We start from the raw sequence: 12,358 nt of genomic DNA, 5'->3' as shown, positions 1-12,358 counted from the left end.
GAGTACCGCCCATGACCCACGCCGACCCGGAACCGGGTCCCGTGCCCGCCGTCCGCCGCGTGCTCGCGGTGATCCCCGCCCGCGGCGGCTCCAAGGGGGTCCCCGCGAAGAACCTCGCCCCCGTCGGCGGTGTCCCGCTGGTGGCCCGCGCGGTCCGCGAGTGCCGCGCCGCCCGCCTGGTGACGGACGTGGTGGTCTCCACCGACGACCGCGCCATCGCCGCCGCCGCCCGCCGGGCCGGTGCCGAGGTCGTGCTCCGCCCCGCCGCCATCGCCGGGGACACCGCGACCTCCGAGGCCGCCGTACTGCACGCGATGGACGCCCACGAGGCCCTGCACGGCGCCGCCGTGGACACCGTCCTGCTCGTGCAGTGCACCAGCCCGTTCCTCAGCCGCGAGGACATCGACGGCGTCGCCGGTGCCGTCCTGGAGAACGGCGCCGACACCGCGCTCACCGTCGCCCCCTTCCACGGCTTCGTCTGGCGCGACGCCGCCGACGACCCGGTCCCCGCCCCCGCCGCCCGCACCGGGGAGATCGCCGGGGACGGTCCCGTCGCGGTCGTCAACTCCACGGTCACCGGCGGCGGTTACGGCGTCAACCACGACAAGTCCTTCCGCCCCCGCCGCCAGGACCGCCCGCAGGACCTGCTGGAGACCGGCGCCGCCTACGCGATGGACGCCGCCGGGTTCCGCGCCCACCGGCACCGGTTCTTCGGGCACACCGAACCCGTGCGCACCGACCCGGCCCGCGTGCTGGAGATCGACGACCCGCACGACCTGGCCCGCGCCCGCGCCCTCGCGCCGTTCTTCGACGCTGACCGGCCGGACGCACTCCCGGCGTACGACGACATCGACGCCGTGGTCCTCGACTTCGACGGCACCCAGACCGACGACCGGGTGCTGATCGACTCCGACGGACGGGAGTTCGTCTCCGTGCACCGCGGGGACGGCCTCGGCATCGCGGCCCTGCGCCGCAGCGGACTGAAGATGCTGATCCTGTCCACGGAACAGAACCCGGTGGTCGCCGCCCGCGCCCAAAAGCTCCGGCTCCCGGTGCTGCACGGCATCGACCGCAAGGACCTCGCCCTCAAGCAGTGGTGCGAGGAACAGGGCATCGCGCCGGAGCGCGTGCTCTACGTCGGCAACGACGTGAACGACCTCCCGTGCTTCGCCCTCGTCGGCTGGCCCGTGGCGGTCGGAAGCGCCCATGACGTCGTACGCGGCGCCGCCCGCGCGGTCACCACCCTCCCCGGCGGCGACGGCGCGATCCGAGAGATCGCCGGCTGGCTCCTCGGCGCCTCTCTCGACTCCCTCCCCGAGTAAGGAAACCCCTGCCATGACCAACGCCTCCCGCATCCGCAACTTCGGCACCCGCGAAGCCGGTCCCGGCCGCCCCGTCTACATCTGCGGCGAGATCGGCATCAACCACAACGGTGAGCTGGAGAACGCGTTCAAGCTCATCGACGTCGCCGCCGAGGCGGGCTGCGACGCCGTGAAGTTCCAGAAGCGCACCCCGGAGATCTGCACCCCGCGCGACCAGTGGGACATTGAGCGCGACACCCCCTGGGGCCGGATGACGTACATCGACTACCGCCACCGCGTGGAGTTCGGCGAGGACGAGTACCGCCGGATCGACGCGTACTGCAAGGAGAAGGGGATCGACTGGTTCGCCTCCCCGTGGGACACCGAGGCCGTCGCCTTCCTGGAGAAGTTCGACGTCCCCGCCCACAAGGTGGCCTCCGCCTCCCTCACCGACGACGAGCTGCTGCGCGCCCTGCGCGGCACCGGCCGTACGGTCATCCTCTCCACCGGCATGTCCACCCCGAAGCAGATCCGCCACGCGGTCGAGGTGCTCGGCTCGGAGAACATCCTGCTCTGCCACGCCACCTCCACCTACCCGGCCAAGGCCGAGGAGCTGAACCTCCGCGTGATCAACACGCTGGAGAAGGAGTTCCCGAACGTCCCGATCGGCTACTCCGGCCACGAGACGGGTCTCCAGACCACCCTCGCCGCCGTCGCCCTCGGCGCCACCTTCGTCGAGCGCCACATCACCCTCGACCGCGCCATGTGGGGCTCCGACCAGGCCGCCTCCGTCGAGCCGCAGGGCCTGGTCCGCCTGGTCCGCGACATCCGCACCATCGAGGAGTCCCTCGGCGACGGCGTCAAGAAGGTCTACGACTCCGAGCTGGGCCCGATGAAGAAGCTGCGCCGCGTCTCCGGCGTCGTCGCCGAGGCGGAGATCGCCGCCGCCGCGGGCGAGCCGCTCGCCACGGTCTGACCCCCGCGTCCAGCCACCACCACGGGACGGTCGTACGCCGATGAGCCCCCGCGCCGGTGACCCCGGCACCCCCGCCCGCACGCTCGCCTTCGTGGAGAGCCCCGTCCAGCTGCTCAACGTGCTGGAGTGGGCGCATCTGCACGGCCTGCGCGGCATACCCGGCCCGGCCCTCCCCGCGGTCCCGGCGCAGACCCGGCGCCGGACCCGGGGGACGGGCGCGGGAACGGGCGCGGGGGAGGGCCCGGGGGCTCCGGCGCCCGCCGCGGACGACCCGTCCGGCACCGGCGGGCCGGGCGACGAACCCGAGCTGACGCTCGTCGTCCTCGCACCCACCGACCCCATGACCCGCGGCCAGCTCCGCCGGATGGCGGACCTGGCCCGGGACGAGGGACACCGGGTGCGCTGGGAGGAGGCGCGGGGCGGCACCACCGCCCCGTTCCACACCATCGGCGGGCTCGCCGGACGGCTCCGCCGGGCCGACCGGGTCGTCATGGGCGACCCGTTCTCCCGCTACGTACAGCTGCTGCTGACCATCACCCGCGCCCGTGACCTCGTCGTCGTGGACGACGGGACGGCGACGATGGAGTTCGTCACCCAGCTCGCCCGCGGGGAGCGCCTGGTGCGCTGGCACCGCAAGGGCGGCCGTCCCGGCCCGCGCGATCTGCTGTTCGCCCCGGTGTCCTCCTCGGCCCGCCGCCGCCTCACCCCGAACGGCCGCCGCCGGGTGGAGGTGTTCTCCTCGATGCCGGTGACCGAGATCCCCGAGGGCGTCACGGTCACCGCCAACGCGTTCGCCTGGACCCGCGCCCGGTTCGGTCCGCCCCGGATCACCTCCGGCGCCGACCTGGTCGGCACCTCCCTGGTGGAGACCGGGGTGGTGGACACCGAGCGGTATCTGGAGGCGGTCCGCGCGCTGGCCCGCGCGCACGGCGCGACCCGCTACTTCGCGCACCGCCGGGAGAGCACCGGGAAACTGCACCGGCTGGCCGGGGAGAGCGGACTGGAGATCGTCCGCCCCGATCTGCCGCTGGAGCTGATCGCCCGCCGGGGCCCGATCGGCCGAACCGTGGTGAGTTTTCCCTCCACGGTCGTCCACACCCTGCCGCTCGCCCTGGCCGGTACGGGTGTACGGGTCGCGGTCTGCGACATCGATCCCGCCTGGCTCACCGACACCGCGTCCCCGCGCGCCCAGGGCTTCCTGTCCGGGGTGACCGGCACCGCGCGGGACGTCCACCGGCTCACCTCGGCCGTGTCGGCGACCCCCGCCCCCGGTCCCGGCTGACCCGCCCGCCCCACCGGTGCCCCGGCCCGCCGGGGCCGGGCGCCGGTCCGCTCCGTGGACAAAAGCGGCGTGGTCATGGTCAACCGTGGTATCCGTGGAGGAAGGAAGAAGAGTTCCTACCCAACCGAGACCACCGCCATGCGTCCACCGGTCATATTTTCTTCACCTCACGGGCTGAACTTTTGCTGATCGTGGGTCGTCCGACCGGTCGCGCGTCCTACCCTGCAGAGGGTGAACCACGTGATGTCCCGAGAGTCCGAGGCCGAACCCACCGGGAATGTGCTTCCCGGCTCGCTCAGCGAGTCCCTGCGCGCGGAACTGATCGCGTTCCGCCGTGATCTGCACATGCACCCGGAACTGGGCAACCAGGAGTTCCGCACCACCGCCGCGCTCAAGGAACGGCTGGAACGCGCCGGGCTCCGGCCCCGCGTCCTGTCCGGCGGAACCGGCCTCCTCTGCGACATCGGCGCCACCGGCGGCGGCCGTCCCGCCGTGCCGTTCCTGGCGCTGCGCGCCGACATCGACGCGCTGCCCATCCCGGACACCAAGACCGACTGCGCGTACCGCTCCACCGTGCCGGACCGGGCGCACGCCTGCGGGCACGACGTGCACACCACCGTGGTGCTCGGCGCCGGTCTGGTGCTGGCCCGGCTGCACGCCGAGGGGTTGCTCTCCCGCCCGGTGCGGCTGGTCTTCCAGCCCGCCGAGGAGGTGCTGCCCGGCGGTGCCCTCGGGGCCATCCAGGACGGCGCGCTGGAGGGTGTCGGGCGCATCCTGGCCCTGCACTGCGACCCCAAGGTCGAGGCGGGCCGGGTCGGACTGCGGCACGGTCCGATCACCAGCGCCTGCGACCGGCTGGAGGTCGCGCTCGACGGCCCCGGCGGCCACACCGCCCGCCCGCACCTGACCACCGACCTGGTCACCGCCGCCGCGCGCATCGCGCTCGACGTGCCCGCGCTGGTCGCCCGCCGGGTGGACACCCGCAGCGGACTGGCCGTCACCTGGGGCCGTATCGAGTCCGGGCACGCCCCGAACGTCATCCCGCAGCACGCCGAACTCTCCGGCACCGTCCGCTGCCTGGACCTGGAGGCGTGGCGGGAGGCGCCGGACATCGTGCACGCGGCCATCGACGAGATCGCCACCCTGCACCGCGCCAAGTCCGAGATCACCTACGTGCGCGGGGTGCCCCCGGTCGTCAACGACCGTGAGTCCGCAGAGCTGTTGCGCCGCTCGATGGTGGCCCGGCGCGGGATGGACTCCGTCGAGGGCACCGAACAGAGCCTGGGCGGCGAGGACTTCTCCTGGTACCTGGAGCAGGTGCCCGGCGCGATGGCCCGGCTCGGCGTCCGCACCCCCGGTGAGCGGGTCGTACGCGACCTGCACCAGGGCGACTTCGACGCCGACGAGTACGCCATCACGGTCGGCGTGGAGATGTTCACCGCCGCCGCTCTTCTCGACGACCAGCAGACCCCGTAGCGCGGGACCCGCGGCGACTGCCGGGGCGGAGGGGTGCGTACGGTACGCACCCCTTCGTCCCGTTGCGCAACACCCCCGCAACTCCCCGCTCACGGCGGTGATTCCGAGTCGCCACGAATCGATAACGGCCGCGAGCAATCCCGTTCCCCTCCGCTTCTACGCGCGTTACTGTGCGCCGAACTCGCCATCACCGGCGGCTCATTGGGGACAGCGGCCCGTGACGGCGCCGTGGGGATGAAGGAGTCTTGCTGTGCGCGCTACCCGGAAGATGTCCCGGAGGGCCCTGCTCTCCCAGGCCGCGGCGGCCGTCGCGGTCGTCGCCCTCGCGGCCACCGGCTGCGGCAAGTCCAGCACCGAGGCATCGACCAAGCCGAGCAAGGACGGCGCGTACTCCGGCAAGGGCATCGGTCTCGCCTACGACGTGGGCGGCAAGGGCGACCAGTCCTTCAACGACGCGGCGTACTCCGGCTTCCAGAAGGCCGAGGACGAGTTCAAGATGGGCGGCCGGGACGTCGAGCCGCAGGACAACGAGTCGGACGCGGACAAGACCCAGCGCCTGGAGACCCTCGCCAAGGCGGGCTACAACCCGGTCATCGGGGTCGGCTTCGCCTACGCGGGCGCGGTGAAGGACGCCGCCGTCAAGTACCCCAAGGTGACGTTCGGCATCATCGACGACAACCAGACGACCGCCAAGAACGTCGCGGACATGGTCTTCCACGAGGAGCAGTCCTCGTACCTGGCGGGCGTGGCCGCCGCGAAGGCGACGAAGAAGAACCACATCGGGTTCGTCGGCGGGGTAGACGTGCCGCTGATCCACAAGTTCGAGGCGGGCTTCGCGCAGGGCGCCAAGTCGGTCAACCCGAACATCAAGATCGAGTCGCAGTACCTGACGCAGACCGCGCAGGAGGGCGGCTTCTCCAGCCCGGACAAGGGCGAGAACGCGGCCGACGGCGAGATCGACGCGGGCGCCGACGTGCTCTACGCCGCCGCCGGTCTCTCCGGCCAGGGCGTCATCAAGGCCGCCGCCGAGCACAAGATCTGGGCGATCGGCGTGGACTCCGACCAGTACAACCAGGCCCCGCTCGCCAAGTACAAGGACTACATCCTCGGTTCGGCGCTGAAGAACGTCGGCGGCGCCGTCTACGACCTGGCCAAGTCGGTACACGACGGCAAGCCGCTCAGCGGCGAGGTGCGCGGCGACCTGAAGACGGGCGCGGTGGGCTTCGCGGACTCCAACCCGAAGTACAAGGCCATGACGGACGTGGTCGCCGCCGTGGACAAGGCGAAGCAGGACATCATCGACGGCAAGGTGACCGTCGCCACGAAGTGACCCGGCCCGGTCCCGGACCGGTGTGATCGCGGTCGCAACCCCGCGCACCCCTTGCCACCGGCAAGGGGTGCGATGCTGTCAGTGACCGCGGCCCGTGACAGTGGCCACAGGTAGATAACGGACCGGACATTGGGGGTTTTCCGTCCCGTCTACGCGCGTTACGCTGCCGCGGAACCAGCGCCTGGTCGGGCGCTTGCACAAAGGAGTCACGTTCCATGCGCCGGGTGTCCCGTATAACGATTGCAGGCGTTGCGACCGCAGCCCTCGCCGTCACCGTGTCCGCTTGCGGCAGCTCGTCCACCGCGTCCACCAGCGGTGGCGCCTCCAAGGGCATCGGTCTCGCCTACGACGTGGGCGGCAAGGGCGACCAGTCCTTCAACGACGCCGCGTACGCGGGCTTCCAGAAGGCCGAGAAGGACTTCGGTGTGAGCGGCCGTGACATCGAGCCGCAGGACAACGAGTCCGACGCGGACAAGACCCAGCGCCTGGAGACCCTGGCGAAGGCGGGCTACAACCCGGTCATCGGCGTCGGCTTCGCCTACGCGGGTGCGCTGAAGGAGGCCGCCGCCAAGTACCCGAAGGTCACCTTCGGCATCATCGACGACGACCAGACCCAGGCGAAGAACGTCGCGGACATGGTCTTCCACGAGGAGCAGTCCTCCTACCTCGCCGGTGTCGCGGCGGCCAAGGCCACCAAGAAGAACCACATCGGCTTCATCGGTGGCGTGGACGTCCCGCTGATCCACAAGTTCGAGGCCGGTTACGAGCAGGGCGCCAAGTCGGTCAACCCGAACATCAAGATCGAGTCGCAGTACCTGACGCAGACCGCGCAGGACGGCGGCTTCTCCAGCCCCGACAAGGGCGAGAGCGCCGCCGACGGCCAGATCGACGCGGGCGCCGACGTGCTCTACGCCGCCGCCGGTCTCTCCGGCCAGGGCGTCATCAAGGCCGCCGCCGAGCACAAGGTCTGGGCGATCGGCGTGGACTCCGACCAGTACAACCAGGCCCCGCTCGCCAAGTACAAGGACTACATCCTGACCTCGGCGCTGAAGAACGTGCAGGGCGCGGTCTACGACCTGGCGAAGTCCGTGATCAAGGACAAGAAGCCGCTCTCCGGTGACATCCGCGGCTCGCTGAACAACGGTGGCGTCGGCCTGGCCGACTCCAACCCGAAGTTCAAGAACGACACCGCCATCCAGGACGCCGTGAAGAAGGCCGAGGCGGGCATCAAGGACGGCAGCATCAAGGTGAAGACCTCCTGACGATCGGCCGGAACGACTGGCCGACGTGGTGCCGCAATGGCAGCGTCACAGCCGTGGAACGGGGTGCGGGAAGCATGGTCCGACCGCACCCCGTTCGCGCGGCACAATGCTCGGGGCGATCGAGAACGGAACGCAGCGAAAACTCCCGATCGTTCCCGGGCACATTTGAAGCAGGGGCGCTACGCGCGTAGAGCGGCCCTTTTCCCGTAGGAGAGTGCGCCATCGACGCGTCCAGCAGCCCTCCGTCCGCCGCCCTGTCGGTGGAACTGGCGGGCATCACCAAGCGGTTCCCCGGAGTCGTGGCCAACCACGACATCCACCTCACCGTCCGCAAGGGCACCGTGCACGCCCTGGTCGGCGAGAACGGCGCCGGCAAGTCCACCCTGATGAAGATCCTCTACGGCATGCAGAAGCCGGACGAGGGCACCATCGCGATCGACGGCGAGCAGGTCTCCTTCGCCTCCCCGGCGGACGCCATCGCCCGCGGCATCGGCATGGTCCACCAGCACTTCATGCTGGCCGACAACCTGACCGTGCTGGAGAACGTCGTGCTCGGCAGCGAGAAGCTGCACGGCATCGGCGGCGCCGCCCGCCGGAAGATCAAGGAGATCTCCGACCGCTACGGCCTCGGTGTCCGCCCCGACGCCCTGGTCGAGGACCTCGGTGTGGCCGACCGGCAGCGCGTGGAGATCCTCAAGGTCCTCTTCCGCGGCGCCCGCACCCTGATCCTCGACGAACCGACCGCGGTCCTGGTCCCGCAGGAGGTCGATGCCCTCTTCGACAACCTGCGCGAGCTGAAGTCCGAGGGCCTGTCCGTCATCTTCATCTCCCACAAGCTGGGCGAGGTGCTGTCCGTCGCCGACGACATCACCGTCATCCGGCGCGGCACCACCGTCGGCACCGCCGTACCCGCCGAGACCACCCCGCGCCAGCTCGCGGAGTTGATGGTCGGCAGCGAGCTGCCCACCCCGGAGACCTCCGAGTCCACCGTCACCGACCGGCCCGTGCTGGAGGTGCGCAACCTCACCGTGCACGCCGCCGGTGTCTCCCTCGGCGCCGAGGACGAACCGGCCGGTGGCGGCCTGACCGAGTTCGCGGGCGCGGGCGAGACCAAGCGCGTCCTGGACGACGTGTCCTTCACCATCCACGCCGGTGAGGTCATGGGCATCGCGGGCGTCGAGGGCAACGGGCAGACCGAACTGATCGACGCCCTGATCGGCACCAAGCACGCCGATTCCGGCGCGATCCGCTTCCTCGGCGAGGACATCACCCCCTGGCCCACCCGCAGGCGCCGCGAGTCCGGCGTCGGCTACATCCCCGAGGACCGGCACCGCCAGGGGCTGCTGCTGGAGTCCCCGCTCTGGGAGAACCGCATCCTCGGGCACGTCACCGAGAAGCCCAACGCCAGGGGCTTCTGGCTGAACCCCAAGGGCGCCCAGGCCGACACCCGCCGGATCGTCGAGGAGTACGACGTCCGCACCCCCGGCATCGACGTCACCGCCGCCTCGCTCTCCGGCGGCAACCAGCAGAAGCTGATCGTCGGCCGTGAGATGAGCCACGACCCCAAGTTCCTGATCGCCGCCCACCCCACCCGCGGTGTGGACGTCGGCGCGCAGGCACAGATCTGGGACCGCATCCGCGAGGCCCGCCGCGCCGGTCTGGCCGTGCTGCTGATCTCCGCCGACCTCGACGAGCTGATCGGACTGTCCGACACCCTGCGCGTCATCTACGACGGCCGCCTGGTCGCCGACGCCGACCCGGCCACGATCACGCCCGAGGAACTGGGCTCGGCCATGACCGGTGCCGCCTCCGGCCACCTGGAGCACGAAGAGACCGCCCCCGAGGGCACCGACAACGCCGGTCCGGAGGACGAGGCCCGATGAAGAAGTTCGACAAGGAGCGGGTGCTCACCGCGCTGGCCGGTCCGGTCATCGCGCTCGTCCTGGCGATCGTGCTGACCAGTGTGGTCCTGCTCGCCTCCGGCAAGAACCCGATCCAGCCGTACGCCCTGATGCTCCAGCAGCTGCCGTTCTCGGACATCCAGGTGCTGATCATCAACCAGGCGTCGCTGTACTACATCGCCGCCATCGCGGTCGCCCTCGGCTTCCGGATGAACCTGTTCAACATCGGCGTGGACGGGCAGTACCGCCTGGCCGTCGTGATGACCGCCGTGGTCGGCGCGCACCTCGCGCTGCCGAGCGTGCTCCAGATCCCGGTGCTGCTGATCACCGCGATGGCGACCGGTGCCTTCTGGGCCGGTATCGCGGGCGTCCTGAAGGTGACGCGCGGGGTCAGCGAGGTCGTCGCCACGATCATGCTGAACTCCATCGCCACCGCCGTCATCGGCTACCTCACCCTCACCGACGTCTTCGGCGTCCAGGTCGGGGACAACGTCACCACCGGCACCATGAAGAAGTCCGGCTGGGTCCCCGGCATCGACCTCGGCTCCGACGTCGGCGAGATCTACGGCCTGGTCTTCCTCGCCGCGCTCCTCGGCATCGCCTACTGGGTCGTCCTCAACCGCACCCGGTTCGGCTTCGACCTGCGCGCCACCGGCGCCTCCGAGACGGCCGCCGCCGCCTCCGGTGTCAACGCCAAGCGCATGGTGCTGGTCTCCATGCTGATCTCCGGCGCGGTCTCCGGTCTCGCCGGACTCCCGCTGCTGCTCGGCGACACCCACACCTACAGCCTGAGCTTCCCCTCGGGCCTCGGCTTCACCGCCATCGGCATCGCCCTGCTCGGCCGGAACAACCCCGGCGGCATCGCCCTCGCCGCCCTGCTCTGGGCCTTCCTCGACAAGGCCTCGCCCGCCCTGGACTACGCGACGCCGGTCGCGTACGACAAGGAGATCGCCACGATCATGCAGGGCCTGATCGTCTTCGCGGTCGTCATCTCGTACGCCGCCGTACAGCAGTGGTCGCTGCGTCGGCAGCAGCGCCGGGTCGGTGCCGAACTGGCCGCCGCCGTCAACACCAAGAAGGAGGTGGCTGCCTGATGTCCACCGCGACCCTCTCCAAGCCGCAGGCGAAGCAGCCCCGCAAGGGCGGGCGCCGCATGTCCCTGCCGGTGCTGCTGCTCGTCGTCGCGGGCGTGCTGGCACTGACCTCCGCCGTCCGCCTGATCACCGGCGCCGACGGCATCACCTCGGTCGGGCAGATGTCCACCGCGCTCCAGCTCGCGGTGCCGATCGGCCTCGCCGGACTCGGCGGCCTGTGGGCCGAACGCGCGGGCGTCGTCAACATCGGCCTCGAAGGCATGATGATCCTCGGCACGTGGTTCGGTGCCTGGGCCGGTTACCAGTGGGGCCCGTGGGCCGGTGTCGTCCTCGGCATCGTCGGCGGCGCCCTCGGCGCGCTGCTGCACGCCGTCGCCACCGTCACCTTCAACGTCAACCACATCGTCTCCGGTGTGGCGCTGAACATCCTCGCCCTCGGCACCACCCGCTACCTGTCGAAGTTCACCTTCGCCAACGCCCCCGGCGGCTCCACCAAGCAGTCCCCGCCGATCGACTCGCTCGGCGAGTTCAGCGTCCCCGGCCTCGCCGGATGGCTGGACACCCTCAACGGCAAGCACTGGTTCCTGGTCTCCGACATCGCCGGTCTGCTCGGCGGCCTGTTCACCGACCTGTCCCCGCTGACCGTCGTCGCCGTCGCCACCGTCCCGCTGACCTGGTGGGTGCTGTGGCGGACCTCCTTCGGGCTGCGGCTGCGCTCCTGCGGCGAGAACCCGGTCGCCGCCGAGTCCCTCGGCGTCAACGTCTACAAGTACAAGTACATCGCCGTGCTCATCTCCGGCGGCTTCGCCGGTCTCGGCGGTGCGTTCCTGTCGATCGTGGCGTCCAACGTCTACCTCGACGGCCAGACCGCCGGGCGCGGCTACATCGGCCTCGCCGCGATGATCTTCGGCAACTGGATGCCAGGCGGCCTCGCCCTCGGCGCGGGCCTGTTCGGCTACACCGACAGCCTCAACCTGCGCGGCGGCACCACCAACGTCCACGCGCTGATCCTGCTGCTGGCGATCCTGCTCGTCCTCGGCGCCGCCTGGCAGGCATGGCGGAAGAAGTACGTCCCCGCCGTGATCACCGTCGTCGTCGCCGCCCTGATGTTCGTCTGGTACGCCACCACCAACGACGTGCCGCGCCAGCTCGTGACCGCCACGCCCTATATCGTCACGCTGCTCGTACTGTCGCTGTCCGCGCAGAAGCTGCGCATGCCCAAGGCGGACGGCCTGCCGTACCGGAAGGGACAGGGCAAGTGACCGACGCCGCCTTCGACTGGGATGCCCTGCGCGCCGAAGCGCGCACCGCCATGTCCCACGCCTACGCCCCCTACTCCGGCTACCCGGTGGGAGCGGCGGCCCTGGTCGAGGACGGCCGCACGGTCACCGGCTGCAACGTGGAGAACGCCTCCTACGGACTCGGCCTGTGCGCCGAGTGCGGACTCGTCTCCGAGTTGCAGCGCACCGGGGGCGGCCGGCTCACGCACTTCAGCTGCGTGGACGGCACCGGCGCGGTCCTCGTGCCGTGCGGACGCTGCCGACAGCTCCTCCACGAGTTCGGCGGCCCCGGCCTGCTGCTCGACACCCCGGCGGGCATCCTCCCGCTGTCCGGGATGCTGCCCCAGGCGTTCGGCCCGGACCACCTCACCCAGTAGATCCATCCAGCACGAACCCCCGTACGGCCCCTCTGAACCGGCTGACCGGCACAGGGGGGCCGTTCACTTCGCACCCTCC

General features: G+C 70.9%; 10 protein-coding genes. All 10 read left to right on the top strand.

What is annotated here, in order from left to right:
* Positions 1-11 precede the first annotated feature (11 nt).
* The 10 genes from KUM39_RS16500 to KUM39_RS16455 all read left to right on the top strand — a co-directional run bounded on the left by KUM39_RS16500 (position 12) and on the right by KUM39_RS16455 (position 12,279).
* Entirely contained in the window at positions 12-1,322 is a 1,311-nt protein-coding gene (locus tag KUM39_RS16500) for an N-acylneuraminate cytidylyltransferase (RefSeq protein ID WP_217786412.1), read from the top strand.
* Positions 1,323-1,335: 13 nt separating this feature from the next.
* On the top strand, positions 1,336-2,277 hold the full coding sequence (locus tag KUM39_RS16495; protein ID WP_217786411.1) for an N-acetylneuraminate synthase family protein: 942 nt from the start codon (positions 1,336-1,338) through the stop codon (positions 2,275-2,277).
* 40 nt (positions 2,278-2,317) lie between these two features.
* Complete coding sequence (locus KUM39_RS16490; protein ID WP_217786410.1) at positions 2,318-3,559, top strand: hypothetical protein; 1,242 nt, start codon at positions 2,318-2,320, stop codon at positions 3,557-3,559.
* A gap of 243 nt (positions 3,560-3,802) precedes the next feature.
* Positions 3,803-5,035 (top strand): amidohydrolase, encoded by a 1,233-nt coding sequence (locus KUM39_RS16485; protein ID WP_217786452.1) that lies wholly within the window; start codon positions 3,803-3,805, stop codon positions 5,033-5,035.
* Between the two features lie 268 nt (positions 5,036-5,303).
* On the top strand, positions 5,304-6,365 hold the full coding sequence (locus tag KUM39_RS16480) for a BMP family lipoprotein (RefSeq protein ID WP_217786451.1): 1,062 nt from the start codon (positions 5,304-5,306) through the stop codon (positions 6,363-6,365).
* Positions 6,366-6,580: 215 nt separating this feature from the next.
* The gene (locus tag KUM39_RS16475) at positions 6,581-7,627 is read left to right on the top strand and encodes a BMP family lipoprotein (RefSeq protein WP_217786409.1); all 1,047 of its coding nucleotides are present in this window, start codon (positions 6,581-6,583) and stop codon (positions 7,625-7,627) included.
* A gap of 254 nt (positions 7,628-7,881) precedes the next feature.
* A complete protein-coding gene (locus KUM39_RS16470; RefSeq protein WP_246620259.1) occupies positions 7,882-9,510 on the top strand; it encodes an ABC transporter ATP-binding protein in 1,629 nt (542 codons plus the stop codon).
* Positions 9,507-10,622, top strand: a complete 1,116-nt coding sequence (locus KUM39_RS16465; protein WP_217786407.1) for an ABC transporter permease — start codon at positions 9,507-9,509, stop codon at positions 10,620-10,622. Before KUM39_RS16470 ends, KUM39_RS16465 begins: the two co-directional genes overlap by 4 nt.
* Positions 10,622-11,884 carry an ABC transporter permease gene (locus KUM39_RS16460; RefSeq protein ID WP_217786406.1) on the top strand — a complete coding sequence of 421 codons (1,263 nt, stop codon included), beginning with the start codon at positions 10,622-10,624 and terminating at the stop codon, positions 11,882-11,884. Before KUM39_RS16465 ends, KUM39_RS16460 begins: the two co-directional genes overlap by 1 nt.
* Positions 11,881-12,279 (top strand): cytidine deaminase, encoded by a 399-nt coding sequence (locus KUM39_RS16455; protein ID WP_217786405.1) that lies wholly within the window; start codon positions 11,881-11,883, stop codon positions 12,277-12,279. Before KUM39_RS16460 ends, KUM39_RS16455 begins: the two co-directional genes overlap by 4 nt.
* Positions 12,280-12,358 lie beyond the last annotated feature (79 nt).

It is taken from the genome of Streptomyces corallincola (genome assembly GCF_019104725.1).
Lineage (GTDB): Bacteria > Actinomycetota > Actinomycetes > Streptomycetales > Streptomycetaceae > Streptomyces > Streptomyces corallincola.
This window is presented reverse-complemented; position numbering and strand designations above follow the sequence as displayed.